Here is a 21,277-nt window from a genome sequence, read left to right as displayed (position 1 = left end):
TTCAGCTTTGGTGTAATAAATGGGGGAAGGTCAGAGGGACATCAACATAGGAGTTCAACGACCTGCTAGGCTGACGATGTGCTTCCACTCCTGAGGGGTGACGGGCTGAACCGATAGACGGGATCCCTTCTTCAAGAGAAGCATGCCTTTCAGTTGAATCTCTTGCCGCAAGTCGTCCAACGTCAAAGAGCGGGCGAATTTTCGTACATACTTGATGTCGACCATGTCCCACCTGGGCTGAGAAGGCTTGCTTTCGGGATCGTAGTGCTTGTCCTTCTTGTCGAATTGCGTCGGGTCTGGATAGGCGGTGGTGACGACCTCCGCGATGCCGACGACCGCCGGTGGATCAGCGTTGCTGTGGTAGAACAGGACTTGGTCGCCAACCGCCATGCTGCGCATGAAATTCCGAGCTTGATAGTTGCGGACTCCATCCCAACAGGTCGTCCGTCCTGGAGAGTGTATCAAGTCGTCGATCGAGAAGGTGGTGGGCTCCGACTTCATCAACCAATACGCTTTTGGTGCCATTCTTTCCTCTTTCACTTCGGTCTCATGACAGAGACACTGCGTGTCTCATGGGGATGCGAGTCGATACACTCCGCCTTTGTGATCAAGCACATAGAGTTCCTGCGCCGCATCTTCGCCAAATGACGCAATGTGTAACGAGCTCTTCAGTAACTGACGAGGTTCGTTCACCCGGTCGCCCGTCTGGTAGGCAAAAATCTCTCCACTACAAAAGTCTCCATAAAGATAGGTTCCCACGAGATCCGGAACGGACTGTCCGCGGTATACATAACCACCGGTGATCGAACAGCGGCCTTTGTCATGGAAATATTCTGAGACCGGCAAGCTGAATGTGGTGGTGTGGCAATCGGTGGACGGATGAAAACACTGTGTGCCTTCCATCATTCGCCAGCCGTAGTTTCCACCGCGGACGACAAGATCGATTTCTTCCCACTTATACTGTCCGACATCAGCGACCCAGAGGGTGCCGGTCTTGCTGTCGAACGAGAATCGCCAGGGGTTCCGTAACCCGAGGGCATATATCTCCGGCCGGCCACCTCCCCGGGCGAACGGGTTGTCCGTTGGAATAGCATAGGGAAGATCGTGATCTACATCGATGCGTAGAATCTTCCCAAGTAAGTGCGCGGGATTCTGTGCGCGGTTCTCCGGATCGCCTCTTGATCCCCCATCGCCGAGGCCGATGTACAGGTGGCCGTCAGGTCCAAAGGCTATCATCCCACCATTGTGATTGGCATAGGGTTGTGCGACGGTCAATAGGATCCGCTCTTCCTGGGAAGCCGAGATTGCAGTGGCTCCCCTGCGGTACTCTGATACCACCGTCGCGCCATCCGGCTTTCTCGTATAATTGACGAAGAACCTCCCATTTCGCCGATAATCGGGATGGAACGCGAGTCCCAGCAGACCACGTTCGCCTCCGGAAAGAACGTTGTTCGTGATATCGAGAAATGGCGCCGACAATAGTGCGCGCCCATCCAATACCCGAATGCGACCAGCCTGCTCGACAATGAAGAGCCGGCCTGATCCATCACCGGCGTGGGTAAGGAAAAGCGGATTCTCGAGGCCATCCGTCACGATAGGGACCAGCGTGATTTGAAGATGGTTGCCTGGAGGCTTCACCGGTTCGGCCGATCCTGTGCCGATGAATGGGCCCCAGACGTGGATCAGGAGGAACCCCAGTGACCATATGGACCAGAGACGCATGGATCAACTTCCTTCTTTGGAACGAGAGTCGATCATGTCGATCAGGGCTTGATAGGTGAGCTCCCTTGTTTGAGCTTTGGTCAAGCTCCGATCATCCAGGTTTCCCTCCAGCCAGATGCGATTGGAGATCGGTTCAATGGCCTCGTTACAAAGCGTCCACATGTCATGAAGAAAACGGTCCGGTAAGCCGACTTGAACCCCTTCGGATTCGATTCGATCATCCAATAGGGCGAGGAGATCTGAAATCGCCTGATCCGGTCGATAGGGCAGGGCACTAAAGCCGAACTGTTCTTGTGATCGTGTCTCTTGCGTCGCTTGATCCACGAGGTCGCGCATGTACTCTTTGAGCAAACCGATAACATGGCCGGAAAAGATGATCGGCTGTCCCATGCGTTATTATCGAGCTTCCTTGTGGAAGGAGCAAGATCAAGCGGGCCTGGTTGGAAAAAACAGACCCCTCTAATCAAGGTGAATGACGAGTGTGGAGGCAGAACACAAGAACATAAGAGGCGAGGATTTGGGCGGGGGTACACCTCGCTGACTCGGTATGAGCGACGACCTCTCGTTGGCTATCTCATGTTCGGCAGGGTCGGTGTACCCGCGCACATAAACTCTACCCGTTTTTCTCTGATGCGCAAGCCCCAAAGATGGCCTTATGGGGAAGAGGCCATTTGGGGTAAGGAAACCGAACCGGTAGGATCTGCCTGAACAGAGATACGGGTGCTTCACCGGAGAGGCCTACGACTAAAGGTGACCCGCGACTCATTTGGAGTTACGAGGCCCATGACTATTGATTCATCGTGCATCCCCGTATTACTTTCTCTCTGTCAGTAGGAAAAAGACGAAGAACGCCCTCAAAACCAGCCAAGATGATGCCTCCCCCGAGCGAACGTTTCGAGATTGCGTTGAACACGACGGCCGGCCGAATTACCACTGCGGTGGAGGTGCCGACCGGTTTTGTTCCCATCACGTCTATCGTACCCTTGATGAGACGCCTCGGGGAAGAGGCCCAGGCCTTAGAAGTCGTAGGCTTGGTCGCGATGGGTAGAACACCGTCATGCCAGAAGGGCTGCGCGGCATGCTGCCGGATGTTGGTGCCGCTTTCGTCTCCGGAAGCTTTTGCGTTACGTGAATGGGTGCGCTCGCGTCCGACTGAGGAGCAAGCTCGGATTGCAGCGCGGTTGGCCGAGGCAAAGGCGCACTTGATATCGCATGGAATCTGGCAACGGCTCTGCAAGTTGTGCGAAGGTTCTACACCGCCCACCGATGATGCATTGGAGGATGTGAATCGTGAGTACTATGCCCTGCGGATGCCCTGCCCATTCCTGGAGGAAGAGGCGTGCATGATCTATGACGAGCGTCCGGCGGCTTGTCGTGAGCTGTTGGTGACGTCGCCTCCCGAACGTTGTGACGATCTGATCAACAATCCCGTCGAACCCGTTTTCGTGCCAGTCCGGATCAGCACCGTGCTGGGATTACTGTGGCAACAACTAACGAGGTCTCCAATGTGTTTGATTCCGCTTCCTCTGGTGTTCGACTGGACGGAACGCCATCTGTCTGACAATCGGCGGACATGGAAAGGGACTGAGTTATTGGATCAGGCGTTGGACAAGGTGTGGCGTTTCGTGAGCCAGTCGGTTTCACGAGACCGAAGTGACGCTGGTTCCTGATTGCATCGTGTGATGTTCCCGTCACTGATGAAGAGGGGAGATGGCATGCAAAAGCCGATAGTCGTCTGTTTGGACCTTGAGGGAGTACTCGTGCCGGAAATCTGGATCAACGTGGCCGTGAAGACGGGCATTGATGAATTGAAGGTCACGACGCGAGAGATGCCGGACTACGACAAGCTCATGCGGCAACGGTTGACTATACTCGACCGGCACGCGTTGACGATCAGCGACATTCAAGATGTAATCGCAAAAATGGGACCGTTAGAAGGGGCGACGGACTTCCTTGCCTGGCTGCGAATGAGGGCTCAGGTCGTCATTTTGTCCGACACGTTCTATCAATTCGCTCAACCGCTCATGCGGCAATTGGGCTTTCCGACTCTCTTCTGCAATCAGTTGGAGATCGATGGGAGGGGTCGTATCGTCAATTACCACATGCGAATGCATGACCCAAAGAAGCATGCGGTGGCTGCCCTCAAATCGCTAAACTTTTTTACCATGGCTGCAGGTGATTCGTACAACGACACCGCCATGTTGGGTGAAGCCGACGTCGGGTTTTTCTTTCGGCCCCCCGACCATTTACCGAAAGAGTTTCCGCAGTTTCCTGTGACGCACACCTACGAAGAGCTTCAGGGAGGGCTTGCCAAGTCTGGTGCTTTCAGATGAATGGATGCGGTGAAGAGAGATGGGATTCGAACTGATTAAAGGCGGGGTTGGCCGAGTTTAGAAGTTTATCCAGAGCTGGGCATAGGCCCAGTCTTGTCCGACTGCATTACGTCCCAGGTTGTATGAAATATACGGACCAGGGAACAGATGACCGTAACCGCCTTGGAAGGCGACCATGCCGTTCATGAAGAAATGGGTCCACACGAAATCCACCTCGTCACCGATATGGGTCACGGTGTTGTCCGGTCGGGAGAAGACGTAAACGCCTTGGCTTGCGCGATACCAATTATCCCGGGCATTGGCGAGGTGTAGGTTCGTGTACCATACTTCGATATGATCATCTTTGGTCAGACGGGCTTGAAAATTTCCTGAGAAGCTCATCATGTTCTTCCACGCCATGACATCCATGTATCCCATGTGGATGTGATTCGTCGGAAAGAAGTTTTCAAACGTGTTGGCGGTCTTGCAAGGGCCATAGGCGGGGTCTAACGTGCAATTTGCCCGGCCATCGCCGGAAGCATAGTCAAAATTGAAGGCAATCCGCGGTTTTCCCGGTAGGTTAAACGCGGTATACCCGATCCAATTCCTGGTGGCCCACGCATTGATGTGGAGACATTTCCCTTCTCCGCCGGGGTTCCCGCAGAGGGCGCTCGCGTTGGCAGCCGTGTCCCCCATCTGTCCGAATTGATAGACTACTTCACTGGAGGCATCGAAGTAACCTTTCTTCATTGCCACCCGTCCTCCGATGGTATGGCGGGTTTGATTGCCATGTTTCGGAGTGCCCAGGCCCTGAGAAGAGATATCTCCCCCCCCTAAGTTATTCTTGTAGTACACATAGAACGGTTCGATGAGAAGCCCAGGGACCGTTTTGATCTGATTGTACAAGATGAGGAAGTCAGCATCGCCCGCCGCATTTTTGGCCGGACTTGTTGGACTGACTATTCCGTTCGTAATGTTCGGGGTGCCACTGCCGAGCGGTGCCCCTTGTAAAAGATCGGTTTCTGCCGTTCGGAACCAGCCGACGTGCGTATCCATGATGCTGTGGCTGTATTGCACCATGACGCCGTCAAAGGAGAAGCCTGTGTTGGCCCAATCAAAGTGACCAAACAAACTTTGGTCGCCGAATACGATGTATTGCCGACCTGCCTTCAGCCCCAAGCCCTGTATGCCCGCAAAGTTCCGGATCAACATGTACCCGGCCCGAATACCCAGAGAACAAACCGGTCTTCCGCCTTGGCTCGGTGTTGAACCGCAGGTATGGATAATGGGGTCTCCGTTATTTCCCGCGCCTCCGGCACCGACCGGCGTCCCGTTTCCTCCCCAGGTACGAGAATCAATGAACTCAAGATAGAAATTGACGTCCGGCGAGAGATCATAGCCGATGCCTAATCGGGTCATCTGCTGAACAAACTGGTCATTGGCATTGCCGGTCAAGTTATTGACGGTCGGACCCGCAGCGTTACATTGCCCTGCCGCTCCGATTCCACCTCCAAAACATACATTGTTGCGGAATTCCGGCCGCACTCGAAGATCAGCCCGCATATAAAGGTTTCTAAGGTCGAAGTTTCTGCCGATTCTAGGGTCGAACGGTTCGTAGGCTTCCTTTTGCGGAATGCCTCGTCCGATGACGATGGGATTGGTGATCTTTTCACCTTCCGGCAATTGAAAGGCACTCTGCGCCGGATCGCAAGGAGTCAATAGTCCGGCGGCGGCCATCACGGCTGTGAAGAAGACCGTCTTCCAGCGTTCCGAAACCGTTGGTGCAAGGATTGTTTTTGCGAGATCCATGCTCTGACAGGAATGAATTAACCCGCGCTGCCGTAATCAGCACGGGGGACACAATGGGTAACGAAATGCGTATATTCCGTCAATGAGAGGGTTCGATGAGAGGGGGAAATAGAGGGAAGTCTATATTGTCCGTATCCTCTTCCTGAAACCACCGCACTGATCATGTCGCGTTATACGTGATCCGACTTGCTGAGAGACGCTGAGGTCTCTTCCGACTGTTTACCTGCAGCAGTGATTTCATCTTCAGCTTCTTTCATGGAAGCTTGAAAGTCCTGCTCCACCATTTTGACTTCCTGCTGAATCATGTTGAGCTCCGGCTCGACGGACTTACGAAGATCCTCCGCCGTATCTTTAAAACCCTTAATGGCTTTGCCAACTTGGCGACCGACTTCCGGAAGTTGTTTCGGACCGAATAGGAGAAAAGCGATGACCAGAATAATTAAGATCTCGCTGGCTCCCAATCCAAACATGATTCAGGATAGTTATAATAATGGTAATGCCGTCAATTCGCCGCTGTCCAGTCGTCACAGCACACTCAGGCCTTTTACCCCTGTTTCACCTGACCCGGTTGCGGTGCGTGGTGGGTGGGTGATGGTGTGGCTTGTGATTGGTCGTTGCCCTGGTTTGCTGAGGCGGTTGGTGGATGAGCCTGCTCGGATTGTTCAGCCGGTGTCACGTCAATGGCATCGGCCTCATGTACGGACTTCTTGAAGCCTTTAATGGCTTTACCGAGGCCTTCCCCCAATTGAGGCAGTTTGCCGGCGCCGAAAATGATCAAGACGATGATCAAAATCAGCAGCAATTCCATCCACCCAAATGAACCGAACATCACAACCTCAGATGAATGCGATGAAGGTGAACTCCGATGCGCTCTTCGCTGAAACGAGTGCGCTGCCCACCGGTTTCAATAGTTGTGAAGGCTATAGGAAGACCGCAGGACAAGTCAAGCGATGAGAGGGGCAAACCGTTAGAACGGTTGGATGATTCCGCCGCCCAGGACGTGGTCGCCGTCATAGAAGACGGCCGATTGGCCTGGACTTAACGCCCGTTGGGGTTCTTGGAATTGCACGCGGATGCTTGATGAAGTCACGGGGGACAAAATGGCAGGTGTTGCGGGGGTCGCATAGCGGACTTTGATGTCAGCCTTGGTTGTGTCCTTTAAGAGGTGAGGCGCAAAGAGATTGAGATCGCTCACCGTACAGGTGTGTCGGCGAAGGGATGCTTCAGGACCGAGCAAAACGGTATTCGTGGCAGGAGAGACCTGCTGAACATAGAGCCGTTGTCCGGTGGCAATACGCAGGCCCCGGCGCTGCCCTGGTGTGTAGAACGCTATGCCGTCGTGTCGCCCCAGAGGCTGTCCAGCTTCATTGATGAAGAGCCCGGGTTTCTTCGCTTCGGGAACCTCCTTCTCGATGAACGTACGGTAGTCTCCTTGAGTGACAAAGCAGATCTCCTGACTTTCCTTCAGCTCATCGGCCGGGAGCCCTAAGGCCTCGGCCTCTCTCCAGACCTCTGATTTTGTCATGTGACCCAGGGGGAAAAGGAGCCGAGGGAGCCAGTGCGAATTGAGGCGGTAGAGAAAGTAAGTTTGATCTTTTCGATTGTCAACAGCTCGAAGGAGAAGCGAGGTGTCTTGATTGTTTTGGAGTCGGGCGTAATGCCCCGTCGCAACGTAATGGAACCCTTGATCGACGGCGAGATCCATGAGGCCACGAATCTTCACTCGTTCATTACAGCGCACACAGGGATTGGGGGTCGTGCCGGTGGTATAGCCATGAAGAAAATCGTCAATGACCCCTGTCCGAAAACTCTCGCGGCTATCGATGACTTCGTGTGAGATGTTGAGAAGTTTTGCAACGTGCTTGGCAATGCCCACCTTACAACAGCCGCGTTCCTGCCACTTTTTGGATGTTGCGGCGGCGGGGTCCTCATGTTCCCATACTTGGAGGGTCACACCATGGACCGCGTAGCCTTGGCGAACAAGCAGTGCCGCCGCGACGGAGCTATCAACTCCGCCGCTCATACCGAGGAGAACGGTTGGATGAGTCATTGGCCCGTCATTGTACCGGGAGGAGGGGATAAAGGGCTAGAGGTCTGCCGCCCGAGCTTTACCTCGATGGAACGCCAACTCATGAATATTCTTGGACGACGGAGGGTTTTCCTCGACCCATTTGTGGGCTCCCATGTCACACATGCCATGGAAGTGCGCGCCATCTTCGATCGAAATACCCGGGGTGCGAATATCACCGATAAGGATGCCGGGTTTCAGAATCTGGATTTTCGCGGTGGCAGTGACCGTACCGTTGACCTTGCCACTGGTCATTAGAGTCCCGGCCGAAAGAATGCCTTTGATGACGGCTTGCTCTCCGATAATCATCGTCCCGGTGGTGTGGACTTCGCCTTCAACACGGCCGTCGATGCGGATGGTCCCATCAAAGTTGAGGACACCTTTGAAATCGACTCCCTTCCCCAGGAAAGTAAAATTATCGCTGTTACTGGCGTCCTGAGCACTTTTTTCGCCTAGAGCCCACATCAGTTTTCCTTGCTCCTTGTGCCAACAATCGACGAGGATGCATGGCCTTCAAATGGGATCGAGCAGGAGGGGAGGTTTTTCGGATATAAGGTCCTCCCCTTCCATCTGTCGTTGTCTAGTGTATCACATGCTCTAGGCGGGAACCCTCCTGATGGCGGGATCAGTCGATATTCCGACCGCATGGAGGTGCGAGGCTTCGCGTTGGGATGTGGAGGTGGCTTGTTCCATCTCTAATGTCCCGTTAAAAAGGACGCCGTCCTCCATGGAGAGCATGGGTGTGGTGACGCCGCCGTTGATGATCGCCGGAGCCCGCAACTTCATTTTGTCCCTGGCGTGAATATCCCCTGTAATTTTCCCCTTACACACGATCGTGCCGGCGGTCACCTTTGCCGTGATGACGGCTTCTTCCCCAACCAGCAAGATGCCATCGGTGTGGATTTCCCCTTCAAGAGTCCCATCAATGCGTACCGTCCCGTTATAAGTGATCGTGCCTTTGAACACGACACCTTTCCCGACGAACGCACTGACATCTTGGCCTGAATCGTGGCGCATCGGTTCAAGGCTCGATCCATTGCCTTCAAGATCAACGTCGTCGGAACGCCTGCCGTCTTGCTTATCCTTCCACATATGCTCGCCTCCTCTCACGATTTGGGCTAGGGGGATCCGACTGAAGAGCCGAGTCCTTTATCGCGTTAAGGGACATATCGGTCGATTCCAATGGGATATTTAGGGGTGATATCGGCAAAAAAGCAATGAGAACCGTTTTTTTAGGTTCATGCAGTACAGGGCCGGATGGAAGTTAACTTAATAGGGTCTCCACAACACCATCAAGTTCGGCTGGGGAAAAATAGTGAACGACGATCTTCCCACCTTGCTTGTGGGGATGGATCGTCACTTTCGTGCCTAGTCGTTTCTGTAATCTCGCTTCGAGATCGGTCCATGGTGAAGTTCGTTGCGCTTTCTGCTGGCGCTTTTTGCCGACAAGAGAGAGCTCCACGAGTTTTTCAGTCTCCCTGACAGACAAAGTTCCCGCCGCCACCGTTTTCCCGATCCTCAACTGCTCTTCCGCAGAGGAGAGGCTGAGGAGGGCTTTTGCATGACCGGTGGTCAGGATTCCTCCTTCAACAAGGTCCTGGAGTTCAGGAGGGAGATGGATCAGCCGAACGAAGTTGGCGACAGAAGAACGATCACGCCCGACTTTTGACGCAATGGCGTCTTGCGTGAGGCCAAATTCATTCATCATGCGCGAATAGGCCCGCGCCGTTTCCATCGGATTCAGGTCTTCTCGTTGAACATTCTCAACCAATGCCAGCAAGAGAGATTCTTGGTCACTGCAGTTACGAATGACGACAGGAATCGTCTCCAAGCCGGCTGCTTTCGATGCGCGCCATCGGCGTTCTCCAGCGATTAATTCGTAGAGACCATCACCTTTACGGCGTACTATGATCGGCTGAAGCACCCCGCTTTCTTTGATGGAGGCTGATAGTTCGGTGAGCTCTTCCTGAGAGAAGGTATGCCGAGGTTGATAGCGGTTGGGCACAATATTGTCGACCGGTATCCGGTGGACATCCGTCGGCTCCGTAGGCTGGCTCATTTTGGAAGATGGAAGGAGGGCGCTAAGTCCTTTACCGAGAGCTTTTTTCTCCATGGGCCATAAACTCCTTAGCTAAATGTACGTATGACTGGGAACCGGCTGATGCCACGTTGTATAAGATCCCAGGTCGGCCGTAACTCGGCGCTTCTGCGAGGGAGACATTGCGAGGAATGACTGCTTGATACACCTTATCGATGAAATGAGATCGTACCTGCTCTGCCACTTGTCTGGCTAAACTATTGCGAGAGTCGAACATCGTCAGAACGATTCCCTCTAAGTCGAGGCTTGAGTTAAACGATTGACGGACAAGATCGATACTTCCAATAAGTCTGGTAAGGCCTTCCATCGCGTAATATTCGCATTGAACCGGTATAAGAACTGAATCTGCAGCAGTGAGGGCGTTGATAGTGAGAATGCCAAGGGCTGGAGGACAGTCTAGAAAGATAAAGTCGTATTGATCTCGAACCTCGTTGACGATGGTTTTGAGATGGCTCTCACGTCCTTCAACGCTTACGAGCTCTACCTCCGCTCCTGCAAGGTCTGCATTGGCTGGCAAGATGGAAAGTCCAGGAACGGATGTCTTCATTGAAGACTCGTGGATCGTGCTGGCTTTAACGAGACAACCATAGGTAGTCTTCTGAGAACCCAGGTCAATGCCGAGACCGCTCGTGGCATTGCCCTGTGGATCCATATCGATGAGCAATACGGATTTTCCTTCTAGAGCAATCGCTGACGATAAATTTATAGCTGTAGTTGTCTTTCCAACTCCGCCTTTTTGATTCGCGATAGCGATAACCTTTCCCATAGAAACTCCTGAGAGACTTGTTCCACGTGGAACAACTAAATGCTTGCCTCACGCTGAGGGGCCACAATGGATACAACCCTTTTGCCGTACCCTTTCTGAAGCTCAAATAAGTACTCGCTTGTCATTAGCCAATCGGATGAGAGATCTGACTTGGTAAGTGGTCTGGACGAATAGAGGATGGCTTTTCCACCATGGCGAAGAAGTTTTTTACCTTCTTTCAAAATGACGTCATATTTCAAAGCGCGAGTCGTCAAATAATCAAAGGACTCATCGGGGTGACGTTCCTCGACAAATCTTTCAAAGGTACCGTTATAGATGCCGACATTTTCAAGCCGAAGGAGACCTATGATGAAGTGGAGGAACGAGGATCTCTTTGTAGCCGGTTCTACGAACGTAATGGTCAGATCCGATCTTGCTATTTTTAGGGGGATTCCAGGAAAACCAGCTCCTGTGCCGATATCGAGGATATGGGCTCCTATTCGAATATCATCGGCCTGAAGCGCTGCAATAGAGTCGACGAAGTGCTTGATAACAATCTCTGTATCTACCGTAATTCTCGTAAGATTGAATGACTGATTCCATGATTGAAGCTCTGTAAGATACACCATGAACAGTCGCACCTGTTCAGTAGTGAGTGGAACCCCAATCTCAGACGAGCTTTCCTGTAATAGTAAGGAAAGTGATTCCATATGTTCCACGTGGAACAAATACGCTGATACTAAGATTGGGTCAATAGGAAAGGTCAGGGTCTATTGAAATTGTGAGACTGTTTGTTCAGAATGACGCCTGAGAATGACGCCGGTGTTTTTCTACCACAACAAGTAGTAAAGATATCGCGGCGGGAGTCACGCCCGATATCCTCGAAGCCTGACCGATTGTCTCTGGCCTTATCCTGTTGAGCTTTTCCCGAACCTCAGTGGAAAACCCCGAGACCATGTTGTATTCAAACGTCTTGGGGATCGTCTTTAATTCAAGCTTCTTAAACCGCTCTACTTGCTGTATCTGTCGTCGTACATAACCTTCGTACTTGATCTGAAGCTCAATTTCTTCACTGATTTCATTCTCTGTAATGAATGGCATACCAAAAGCACCTAAAAGTTCCTGATAATTTGATTCTTGACGGCGAAGTAGCTGTGCCATGGTCATGGCGGACGAAGCATTTTCAAGATAGGTACCTTGGGTTCGCAGTCGAATTTCTTCAGTGAACGCTGGTCTGGTAGTATTCAGGTACTCGATTTCCTGTTCGATCAGTCGTTTCTTTCGCAAAAATTTCTCATACGAATTATCGGGGATAAGGCCGAGTTCATGCCCGATCGGCGTGAGCCGAAGGTCTGCATTGTTGTGACGAAGAAGCAATCGGTACTCCGCTCTTGATGTAAACATTCGATAAGGCTCATAGGCATCTTTCGTAATGAGGTCATCGATAAGCACACCGATATAGGCTTGGGATCGATCGAGAATGAACGGAGGTCTCTCGCGTATTTTTAAAACAGCATTAATTCCGGCAACGATGCCTTGTGCCGCAGCTTCTTCATACCCGGACGTTCCATTGATTTGTCCGGCGTGGTAGAGGCCTGCGACCTGTTTTGATTCGAGGGTTCGGTAGAGTTGGCGAGGAGGGAAATAGTCGTATTCAATCGCGTAGCCAGGTTTGAGTATTTTGGCATGCTCTAATCCGCGAATTGTCTTGAGCATGGCGGTCTGTACATCAACAGGGAGGCTGGTCGAAATACCGTTCGGATAAAATTCGATCGAATCGAGTCCCTCGGGTTCGACAAAAATCTGGTGACGTTCCTTCTCCGCAAAACGTACGACTTTATCTTCGATCGACGGACAGTACCGGGGGCCGGTTGACTCGATGACTCCACCATAGAGGGGTGAGCGATCGAGATTCCGTTGAATGATGTCATGTGTTTTCTGGCTGGTATACGTCAAATGACAGACGACTTGTTCGGTCGTAATGCACTGGGTGCGGTACGAGAAAGGAGGAGGAGGCATATCACCCGGCTGAGGAATCATGGCCGAAAAATCAATCGTTGTCTTGGCCAATCGGGGAGGGGTTCCGGTCTTGAGCCGTCCCACCTCAAATCCGAGATCCCGCATGCAATCCGAAAGATGTTCGGCTGAAGCTTCACCCGCGCGCCCGGCTGGAAAATGATTCAACCCGATATGGATAAGACCCTTAAGGAAAGTACCCGATGTCAATATGACGGCCCTTGCGTCGATTCGCTCCCCTGAGCCCGTCACGATACCTTGTACAGCGTCTCCGGTTACAAGCAGTCGATCCACGACTCCTTCCGCAAGCGTAAGGCGTTCCTGCGAAGCAAGGGTTTCCTGCATGGCCCGGCGATACAGCGATTTGTCGCATTGGGCGCGCAAGGCCCGCACTGCCGGTCCTTTACTCGTGTTGATGAATCGAAATTGAATTCCGGCGCGGTCCGTGTTCCGCCCCATTTCACCACCGAGCGCGTCGATTTCCTTGACCAGATGCCCCTTGGCGATTCCTCCGATCGCCGGATTGCATGACATCTGTGCAATTCGGCCCACCTCCATCGTGAGAAGCAAAGTTTTTGCTCCCATCCGGGCGGCCGCCAAAGCAGCTTCACAGCCAGCGTGGCCGCCTCCGACAACGATTACATCAAACGCAGTAGCCAAAGAGCCTCTATTTGCCGATACAGAACTCTGAAAAAATTCGGTCCAAGATCTCGTCAGTTGTAATAGCTCCGACGATCTCGCCCAACGCGTCAGCCGCTCCTCGGAGATCCACTGCCACAAATTCGGCATGCAGGCCACGTTCGATCGAGGCCAATGACTGCTGGAGTGACACGTCGGCTCGCTCGAGCGCCATACGATGTCGAACATGAGTCACAACGACCCCCTCGCTAGCATCAAAGGACGGAGTCACAAACTGCTCCCGTATCGCGTCCTTCAACGCCTCCAGCCCCTCCCCAGATCGCACGGACAGGAGAACGACCTTGGCTCTCGTGTCCGTGGACAGTGCCTCGACAAGTCGTCGTTGCGAGCCCGCAGGAAGGAGATCGATTTTATTGACGACGAGCAAGTGCTTCACGGAAAGGGCCGGAAATCGGAAATCCCAAGGGTCGAGATTCACCAATTGAGTCCCGTCTAGGACATGCAGGACGAGATCGGCCTCCTGTTGCGCCTCTTTGGACCGACGGATGCCTTCCAGTTCAACGATGTCTGTCGTATGCCGCAGTCCCGCCGTATCGACCAATGTGACTCGCAACCCCTGCCAAACGACCGATTCTTCGATGACGTCGCGGGTCGTGCCGGGAATATCCGTGACAATGGCACGATTTTCGCGGAGTAAACTGTTCAGTAAACTCGACTTGCCGACATTGGGCTCGCCGGCGATTACTACACGGACTCCATCGCGCAGAACCCGCCCAGTCTCCGCCGTCGCCAACATCTGCCGGATATGCTTCCGCGTTTCCTGCAAAGAGCCGATCATTTCCTCGCGCCCGACGAAGGCAATGTCTTCCTCAGCGAAGTCGATTCCTGCTTCCAGATGCGCCAGCAGATCAATGAGACCGGCGCGTAGCTGATTGACCGTGTGCGCCAGGTCTCCGCGGAGCTGGCGCTGTGCCAGTTTGAGGCTTAGTTCCGACTTGGCTTTAATGGTGTCCAACACCGCTTCCGCTTGAGACAAGTCGAGGCGTCCGTTCAAGAAGGCCCGTCTGGTAAATTCTCCTGGCTGGGCAAGACGAGCGCCGGCGGCAACACAGCTTTCACAGATTCGTTGCAGAACCAACCCGTTTCCGTGGCAATGAATCTCAACGATGTCCTCAGCGGTAAAAGACCGAGGTGCCCTCATATACACCACTAGGCCTTCGTCGACGATTTCCTCGTTTGTCCCACTTGGGGTGGAAGAACGACTGTAGCTTAAAGGAAAAGGGAGCAACAGAATATCGGCCAGATGTAACTTGTGAGAAGTCAGTGCATGCAGCGCTTGCTTCGTGCGCAACCGAACGACGTGACTTGCTATGTCTACGGCATCCGGCCCGCTTATCCGAACGATCCCGATACCTCCCTCACCGCTGGGAGTGGAGATTGCGCAAATCGTATCCTCGGGCGTTCCAACGGCCGACATGTTCCCCCACGTTCGTGAGGACCCGTCACATCAAGCAAAAGGGACGGGGCATCATTTCTTGTCACCCTGTTCATCCGCGGTCGGGGCCGCGCTGGAAGGCCGAAAGAAGAAGCGATCCGTGACGAATTGTTGCACGATGGTGAGCACGTTATTGGTCAACCAATATAGGACGAGGCCGGCTGGAAAATTGATGAACAGGAACGTCATGAGCGCTGGAAGCATCAGCATGACTTTTGCCTGAGTCGGATCCATGGTAGTCGGTTGGATCTTCTGCATGACCACCATGCTGATTCCCATGATGATAGGCAAAATGTAGTAAGGATCCTGGACCGACAGGTCGGTGATCCACAGCCCCAACGGCGCTTGGCGCAAATCGATGGTCATATACAGAATGTTGAACAGCGAGACGAACACCGGCATCTGCAAAATCATCGGGAGACAACCGCCCACGGGATTGACCTTGTGATCCCGGTACAGTTTGATGAGTTCCTTGTTCAAGCGTTCACGGTCGTCTTTGAATTTGTCTTGAAGAGCCGCCACCTTAGGCTGGATGCCCTGCATCTGTTTCATCGACGTGTAACTTTTGTATTGCAGCGGCACAAACAGCAGTTTAATGATCACCGTCAGGATAATGATCGTCAGCCCATAGTTATGAGTATAATCATTGATGTAACGCAGCACGTAAAAGATGGGCTTGGCCACGGCCCTGACCATGTCCCAACTTCCGAAAAGGAACCATCCGAAATCGATGGTATCTTCAAGCCGAATTTGCAAGCTCTGAAGCGTGTCATACTCCTTAGGACCGGCGAACAACTGGAGCCCGAGCGGCGCCCCGGAAGGATCGATGTTCAGGCGAACCGCCGTAGAAACGAGCTTGTCCCCTTGTTTTTTGGGCAAAGCCGTCGCGTTCCCCTTTGGAATAAGTGCGGAGATGAAATACTTGTCTTGTAGCGCCGCCCATTTCAAAGAGCCCTTAAGCTCGGTTTCGGATTCCGGCATGTCGTTTTCGATTTTATCGTCAATGAGCGACGCCGCCCCGACAGAACCGATGAACCCTTCTCCCCAATCCACCACTCCAAAATTCGTCCCCAGTCCCAAGTTCAGGGCTCCGGTGAGTCCGCTGGATTTCAACGCGATGTCGACGACATAGCTATCGACATGGAAGGTTAACTGCTTTTCCAACCGTACACCGGTCGATGGATTACCGTAATAGAAAGTCACGTGACCCGTGGGATGTGCCTGGTCCAGGGTTGTAAAGTCTTTTTCGACCCTGTAAATTCCTTCGCTTAGTTCCTTTGACTGAGAACTGTCATCGGCAGTGACCGTCAAAGGCTCGGCAAACTTGCCTCCTTGTCGCACGAGTTGCACCGGGGTCTGCCCATCGGAACTGCTGCGATAACGTTTGAGCTCCCAACTCGTCAGCGCCGCCCCGCGAGTCGTGAACTTGGCCCGATAGAGATCGGTTTCCACCTCGATAATCTCTGCGGCGGAGGATTCTCCACGCGGCTCTTGAGGACGGCTGTCTACACCGGAGGATTTGAGACCAGTTGTTTCCTTGGCCGTGAAGTCGGTCGAGGGTGGAGCGTCAGCGCTTGTGGGCGAAGACGATGAGGCCTCGTTCGTGGAAGGCGCGGTTGGTTCCGAAATGGTCGGCTGGGGGAGCAAGCCCAATTCTTTGAGCAGGTACTCGTACCCGAAAATAATCGCGAGAGAGAGTACCAAGAACACAATGACTCGTTTTTCCATGAAGAGGCTATGCTTTCTTTAAAAAAGGCGATTGTCGCTACTTGACCGGGTCTTCTCCACCAGGATGGAAGGGGTGACACTTCATGAGTCGGAGAATAGTTAATCCGAATCCCTGTAACGCTCCATATTTCATGATCGCATCGGCGGCGTATTGCGAACAACTGGGTTCGAACCGACATGTGCGCCCGTACAAAGGCGAGATCACCAAGCGGTATCCTTTGATCAGCCACAGACAGAGCGATTGCATATCAGGATGTCCTTGATCGAAGAAGATGAAGGTGCTCCAGCGATGTCCTCCACGCTTGAACCAATCCCTCTTGCGACTGGCCCAGGGACTCTCCCTTAGGAAATACGAGCAGTCCCCGGCCCGGAAGCAAGTCCGGGTGCAATCGTCTTACCAGTTCTCGAAAAACCCGTTTAGCCCGATTGCGTCGGACCGCGTTTCCAAATCGCTTTCCCACGATAATCCCGACACGACTTGGGGCATCGCCCAACTCGTATGCCATGAGATTAAAAAAAGTACTCGAAACTCTGCGACCATGGCGTTTTACGATCTGGATCTCTCGGTTATTGCGCAAAAAAATAGCCTCTCGCCTTTGCGCCCTCGGTGTCATTGGAGAGGGAAGCTTCTTCGCCGCATTCCACCCGTTCCTAATTCTGGAGAAAACTTCGGACTGGTAGGTGAACGCACTCCCAACGCGAGAGATCGGAGAGCGATCCGCAGAACCACCTGTCGATCCGACACGATAAGCCTAGACCGTCAACCGAGCTCGTCCCTTGGCTCTCCGGCGGGCCAGCACCTTCCGTCCATTCTTGGTGCTCATACGTTTTCTAAATCCGTGCTCGCGCTTCTTTTTCAAGTTGGACGGCTGTTGAAATGTGAAAGACATAATCTCCCTTTCGTTCGCGCACTTAAGTTGTCAGTTCAAATGAACAGCGGATTATAGGGGAGGTGCTTGGGGCTGTCAATTTTCCGCTTCCGTTTGATCGAGAATTCTCATACAAACACTAGAAACAAACCTTTCAATATTGCAGAGTTGAGGCAATTTTGCTCTTCTCCACCAGAATGCCACAGCATAGGGCGGCTGGAGGTGTAAAACAATTTTAAATATGTGAAATCCATTGAATATTTGTTCTCCGTCGACTGTTATGAATGGCATCGACCTTGCTGTATATTTTTGCCATGCCAGTAGGCCTGAAGCTCCAAGTCTGTTAAGCTGGCGCATCTAGTAGACGTGAAGGTATCTTCATATTTCAGACGACTCACACCGGCTGCGATAGGTCCTTGTCACCCGTACATAATTCATTGTTGCTAGAAGAACTAGCGGAACCAAAATTGTAGATTGAACCTGTAAGGAGGATTCTTCATATGCTGAGAAAAGCATCTCTTATCTCTTTAGCCTTGACTCTCGTCGCCATCGGTGGATGTGCGGATCCCCCCACCCAACAGATTCAGGAAGCGGAAAAAGCTCTCAAAGATGCGCAGGAAAGCGGCGCCGCCACCTACAGTGCTGAAGAATACGCCAAGCTGGAAGGGACTCTCGCCGCACTGCGGAAGGAAGTCGCGGATCAGGATGAAAAATTCGGACTCTTTCGAGACTATGGCAAGGCTCAACAACTGTCTGCTTCGGCCAAAACAGACAGCGAGCGGATCAAGGCGGCATCGGCTCAAAAGAAGGAAGAAGCCAAAGCAGCAGCCTTACAAGCCCAACAAGTCGCTGAAGAGGCGGTGAAAGCCACGCAAGACCTGGTGGCCAAGGCGCCGGTCGGAAAAGATCGCGCGGCGGTGGAGGCCATCAGGAACGACGTAGAAGGATTGAAATCATTACTGAAGCAGGTTCAATCCTCGATCGACAAAGAAGATTATCCGGCGGCACAATCCCAAGCAAAAGCCATTCACGACATGAGCCAGGGCGTGTCAACCGAAATACAGAACGCCCTGGCGAAGGTAGGCAAAGGAAAACCGGGAAAGAGAAAATAACATAACGGCATGACGCTGGATCAGGTACATAGATCGCTGGCCGCGATTATCTGCAGTTTTTGTCTTGCAGGTTGCGTTCAAGCCGTTCCGCCGGATCTCCTTGCGGCCCTCGAAGCCATTGATCAGGATTTGATCGCCTTGCGGGCGCCTGAATCGGCGCCTGAGGAGTATGGACGGTTCGTTCGCCAATGGGTCTCACTCAAGGCGCGTATCGAGTTGGACGATGATCTGATCAGGTGGCCATGGGAAACGAGCGATCTGGAAAATGAGCTCCGGCGGTTGTACAGCATGGGTGAGCGGACCGTCTCCCAGCTGCATGAACGACAAACCGCGCAGCAACGAACGACACAAGAGAAGGTGGCACGCCTGGAAGAACAGCTGCATGCGATTACTTCGAGAGTGGAATCGATCGACGGGCGTATCCTCTTGGGAGAAAAAGTCGTTCAAACGGATCTCTTGGTAAAACAAGCCCGTTCCTTCTTCGAGCAAAAAGACTTCCATCGAGCCATGCTAGCCGCGGACAAAGCGGATCACGCGCTCAAGGCTCAGGCTTCATTACTCAGCCAAGAATTGGGTCGCTATGCCGATGAGAGTCGCGTTGCCTATTGGCAATCCTTGGCCAAGCAGACCATCGATTGGTCAAGAATTCATCAATCAGCGGCAATCGTGGTGAGCAAGGCCGACCGAGAATTGACCCTCTACAAGAATGGACGGAAGGTGCTATCATACCCCGTCAGGCTGGGGTTCAATGGCATGTTGGAAAAACGGTATCAGGGGGACGGGGCAACGCCGGAAGGGCGGTATCATGTGACGGACAAACGGGGACTAGGGCAAACGCAATTCTACCGGGCCCTGGCGTTGGACTATCCCAATGCCGAAGATCGTCGAAAATTCGATTTGGCGAAGAGGTCGGGGCGGATCGGTTCTACCAGAGGGATAGGCGGCCAAATTGAGATCCACGGCGCCGACAACGAGCTCCTCGCCAGAACACTTGGGTGCATTATGCTCGATAATCCCAATATGGCGGCGCTCTATGAAGGTGTCTCCGTGGGGACGCCGGTCACGATCGTCGGTGCGCTGACCAAAGAAAATGCGGTGGCCCTGACCTTGTCCGAACTCACCCAGCGTAGAGGCGAAATCTGAGTGTAGACCGATGCGCCGAATCCTTCTTGCCATTTCAACGGTCACCATCCTCTTACTCCTGGTCGTGATGACCCTGTCTACCGGTCGCGTGGCGCCACAAGAGACTCATACGGTTCAGCAGCCCGCTGTCCAAGACACAGCCGGTCTTCGAGCATTGCAAGCCCGGTATAAGGGGCTTTCCAAGCAGCTGTCCCAACTCATGCCGAACCAGAACTACATCTTGGTCGATACGGCCAGGAACAGGCTCTATGTGAAGCACCAGGGCGAAGTCGTCCTCGATGCGATTGCCTCGACCGGCAGCGGAACCATTCTCGACAAGCCCGGCGAGGGGAATAGCCAGTGGGTCTTCGATACGCCACGAGGAGAATTTCTCGTTAAGTCGAAATTGACCAATCCCACGTGGATCAAGCCCGATTGGGCATTCGTCGAAGAAGGACTCGCGGTGCCACAGAATACCGCCGACCGTGCTGAACCCGGGGTCCTCGGCGATTATGCCTTGGGATTCGGCAAGGGTTATTTCATCCATGGGACCCTCTATACCCGCTTATTGGGAAAAAACGTGACACATGGATGCATCAGGCTCAATGACAACGACCTCAAAGGTGTCTACAAGCTCGCTCGCGTAGGGACACCGATCATGATCTTTTGATCCCTCCACACGCGCAGAGATCGCCCATGAACTTCTGCGCCATTCTTCTTCTGCTCGCCGTCACCGCACCAAGCTGGGGAAAGGATCCCGATGTTTTCCCGAACTTGAATCTGAACAACGTCAATGAATTGAGAGAGGTCACTCGCGTCCTTGAGGAAGAACTCAAACTGGCAGCGCGTCCCCAAACCTATCTGCTGATCGATTTGAATGCCGGCACAATTCAAATCAAAGGCCGTGGCCTCACCCTCCATCAAATTCCTATCGTGACCTGGTCCGTCGAGTCGCAGGAGCACCTCAAAGGGATCCACCGCTTGGTGGCACGACCTCCGGTCGTGAGGCGAAAAATCGAACCGGGCGCCGGAGTCGAGCAGGATCCCATTTCTCTCGCCGATATGCCGGCCGACTATGTATTGTCCTTCACACCCCCTCTGAGCATCACGGTCGTACCATCGATCGCAAGCGACAGTCTCGTTCAGAGCGTCATCTTAATGGGGAAAGTGGGATGGCGAAACGTGAAGGACTGGACGAGTCGGGTACTTCCGAACCGTTCATCGGAACCCAGTTCTCAACTTCGATTGACTCTTTCCGCGGACCACGCCCAATCCTTGGCCTGGTCCCTCGTCGATGGCATGGCTGTGGTCGTACGACGACCAGCCGATAAATAGGGTCGCTCACGCATAGGCACTGGGCATAGGCACGCTCCCTGATGAAAGATGGTCGCACTACCATTGCCACGGTTCAGGACGTGGTAGGCATGTCCGGCAACGTAGCCGCGAGGAATCCGAGGCATGGTCGCAGCAGGGTACGGCAAACGGAAGGCGGGGATCAGACAAAGTAGCCTGTGATGCCCCCACTTTCGTGGACACTTCAAA

Annotated in this window: 20 protein-coding genes and 3 pseudogenes; 6 read left to right on the top strand and 17 right to left on the bottom strand. The window is 53.1% G+C overall.

Annotated elements, in window-relative coordinates:
- Positions 1 to 54 precede the first annotated feature (54 nt).
- The 3 genes from A4E19_21555 to A4E19_21545 all read right to left on the bottom strand — a co-directional run bounded on the left by A4E19_21555 (position 55) and on the right by A4E19_21545 (position 2,112).
- The gene (locus tag A4E19_21555; GenBank protein OQW35677.1) at positions 55 to 525 is read right to left on the bottom strand and encodes an EVE domain-containing protein; all 471 of its coding nucleotides are present in this window, start codon (positions 523 to 525) and stop codon (positions 55 to 57) included.
- A gap of 45 nt (positions 526 to 570) precedes the next feature.
- Positions 571 to 1,662 carry a hypothetical protein gene (locus tag A4E19_21550; protein ID OQW35678.1) on the bottom strand — a complete coding sequence of 364 codons (1,092 nt, stop codon included), beginning with the start codon at positions 1,660 to 1,662 and terminating at the stop codon, positions 571 to 573.
- Between the two features lie 63 nt (positions 1,663 to 1,725).
- A complete protein-coding gene (locus A4E19_21545) occupies positions 1,726 to 2,112 on the bottom strand; it encodes a hypothetical protein (GenBank protein OQW35676.1) in 387 nt (128 codons plus the stop codon).
- 479 nt (positions 2,113 to 2,591) lie between these two features.
- Here A4E19_21545 and A4E19_21540 point away from each other — a divergent pair, with 479 nt between their 5' ends.
- On the top strand, positions 2,592 to 3,392 hold the full coding sequence (locus A4E19_21540) for a hypothetical protein (protein ID OQW35675.1): 801 nt from the start codon (positions 2,592 to 2,594) through the stop codon (positions 3,390 to 3,392).
- 45 nt (positions 3,393 to 3,437) lie between these two features.
- Positions 3,438 to 4,055: a phosphoserine phosphatase/homoserine phosphotransferase bifunctional protein gene (gene thrH, locus A4E19_21535; GenBank protein ID OQW35674.1), complete on the top strand. Its 618-nt coding sequence runs from the start codon at positions 3,438 to 3,440 to the stop codon at positions 4,053 to 4,055.
- Between the two features lie 57 nt (positions 4,056 to 4,112).
- On the opposite strand, the gene A4E19_21530 is transcribed toward thrH, so the two are convergent.
- The 14 genes and pseudogenes from A4E19_21530 to rpmH form a co-directional block, all read right to left on the bottom strand.
- Complete coding sequence (locus A4E19_21530) at positions 4,113 to 5,843, bottom strand: hypothetical protein (GenBank protein ID OQW35673.1); 1,731 nt, start codon at positions 5,841 to 5,843, stop codon at positions 4,113 to 4,115.
- Positions 5,844 to 6,076: 233 nt separating this feature from the next.
- Positions 6,077 to 6,313: pseudogene (locus A4E19_21525) on the bottom strand (twin-arginine translocation protein TatA2).
- Between the two features lie 179 nt (positions 6,314 to 6,492).
- Positions 6,493 to 6,672 (bottom strand): annotated as a pseudogene (locus tag A4E19_21520) (preprotein translocase subunit TatA).
- A 138-nt stretch (positions 6,673 to 6,810) separates the two neighbouring features.
- Entirely contained in the window at positions 6,811 to 7,893 is a 1,083-nt protein-coding gene (locus A4E19_21515; GenBank protein ID OQW35672.1) for a tRNA (5-methylaminomethyl-2-thiouridylate)-methyltransferase, read from the bottom strand.
- Between the two features lie 126 nt (positions 7,894 to 8,019).
- Positions 8,020 to 8,376, bottom strand: a pseudogene (locus A4E19_21510) (hypothetical protein).
- A gap of 132 nt (positions 8,377 to 8,508) precedes the next feature.
- Entirely contained in the window at positions 8,509 to 9,003 is a 495-nt protein-coding gene (locus A4E19_21505; protein OQW35671.1) for a hypothetical protein, read from the bottom strand.
- Between the two features lie 172 nt (positions 9,004 to 9,175).
- Positions 9,176 to 10,024 (bottom strand): hypothetical protein, encoded by an 849-nt coding sequence (locus A4E19_21500; protein ID OQW35670.1) that lies wholly within the window; start codon positions 10,022 to 10,024, stop codon positions 9,176 to 9,178.
- Positions 10,002 to 10,775 carry a chromosome partitioning protein ParA gene (locus A4E19_21495; protein ID OQW35669.1) on the bottom strand — a complete coding sequence of 258 codons (774 nt, stop codon included), beginning with the start codon at positions 10,773 to 10,775 and terminating at the stop codon, positions 10,002 to 10,004. The genes A4E19_21500 and A4E19_21495 overlap by 23 nt, the downstream gene beginning before the upstream one ends.
- Before the next feature lie 35 nt (positions 10,776 to 10,810).
- Positions 10,811 to 11,464 carry a hypothetical protein gene (locus A4E19_21490; protein ID OQW35668.1) on the bottom strand — a complete coding sequence of 218 codons (654 nt, stop codon included), beginning with the start codon at positions 11,462 to 11,464 and terminating at the stop codon, positions 10,811 to 10,813.
- Positions 11,465 to 11,549: 85 nt separating this feature from the next.
- Complete coding sequence (locus tag A4E19_21485) at positions 11,550 to 13,430, bottom strand: tRNA uridine(34) 5-carboxymethylaminomethyl synthesis enzyme MnmG (protein ID OQW35667.1); 1,881 nt, start codon at positions 13,428 to 13,430, stop codon at positions 11,550 to 11,552.
- A 7-nt stretch (positions 13,431 to 13,437) separates the two neighbouring features.
- Complete coding sequence (locus A4E19_21480; protein ID OQW35666.1) at positions 13,438 to 14,886, bottom strand: hypothetical protein; 1,449 nt, start codon at positions 14,884 to 14,886, stop codon at positions 13,438 to 13,440.
- Positions 14,887 to 14,937: 51 nt separating this feature from the next.
- On the bottom strand, positions 14,938 to 16,632 hold the full coding sequence (locus A4E19_21475) for a hypothetical protein (protein ID OQW35665.1): 1,695 nt from the start codon (positions 16,630 to 16,632) through the stop codon (positions 14,938 to 14,940).
- Positions 16,633 to 16,669: 37 nt separating this feature from the next.
- Positions 16,670 to 16,879, bottom strand: a complete 210-nt coding sequence (locus A4E19_21470) for a membrane protein insertion efficiency factor YidD (GenBank protein ID OQW35664.1) — start codon at positions 16,877 to 16,879, stop codon at positions 16,670 to 16,672.
- 505 nt (positions 16,880 to 17,384) lie between these two features.
- Positions 17,385 to 17,522: a 50S ribosomal protein L34 gene (gene rpmH / locus A4E19_21465; protein OQW35663.1), complete on the bottom strand. Its 138-nt coding sequence runs from the start codon at positions 17,520 to 17,522 to the stop codon at positions 17,385 to 17,387.
- A 479-nt stretch (positions 17,523 to 18,001) separates the two neighbouring features.
- Between rpmH and A4E19_21460 the strand changes: the two genes are divergently transcribed.
- From A4E19_21460 to A4E19_21445, 4 genes are read left to right on the top strand one after another with little or no spacing between them, the layout of a single operon-like run.
- Positions 18,002 to 18,613, top strand: a complete 612-nt coding sequence (locus tag A4E19_21460; GenBank protein ID OQW35662.1) for a hypothetical protein — start codon at positions 18,002 to 18,004, stop codon at positions 18,611 to 18,613.
- 9 nt (positions 18,614 to 18,622) lie between these two features.
- Complete coding sequence (locus A4E19_21455; GenBank protein OQW35661.1) at positions 18,623 to 19,756, top strand: hypothetical protein; 1,134 nt, start codon at positions 18,623 to 18,625, stop codon at positions 19,754 to 19,756.
- Positions 19,757 to 19,766: 10 nt separating this feature from the next.
- Complete coding sequence (locus tag A4E19_21450; protein OQW35660.1) at positions 19,767 to 20,405, top strand: hypothetical protein; 639 nt, start codon at positions 19,767 to 19,769, stop codon at positions 20,403 to 20,405.
- Positions 20,406 to 20,431: 26 nt separating this feature from the next.
- A complete protein-coding gene (locus A4E19_21445) occupies positions 20,432 to 21,070 on the top strand; it encodes a hypothetical protein (GenBank protein ID OQW35659.1) in 639 nt (212 codons plus the stop codon).
- Positions 21,071 to 21,277: the final 207 nt, after the last annotated feature.

The organism is Nitrospira sp. SG-bin1 (genome assembly GCA_002083365.1).
Classification (GTDB): Bacteria; Nitrospirota; Nitrospiria; order Nitrospirales; family Nitrospiraceae; genus Nitrospira_D.
Note: the sequence above shows the minus strand (reverse complement) of the source record. Positions and strands in the feature narration are given on the sequence as shown.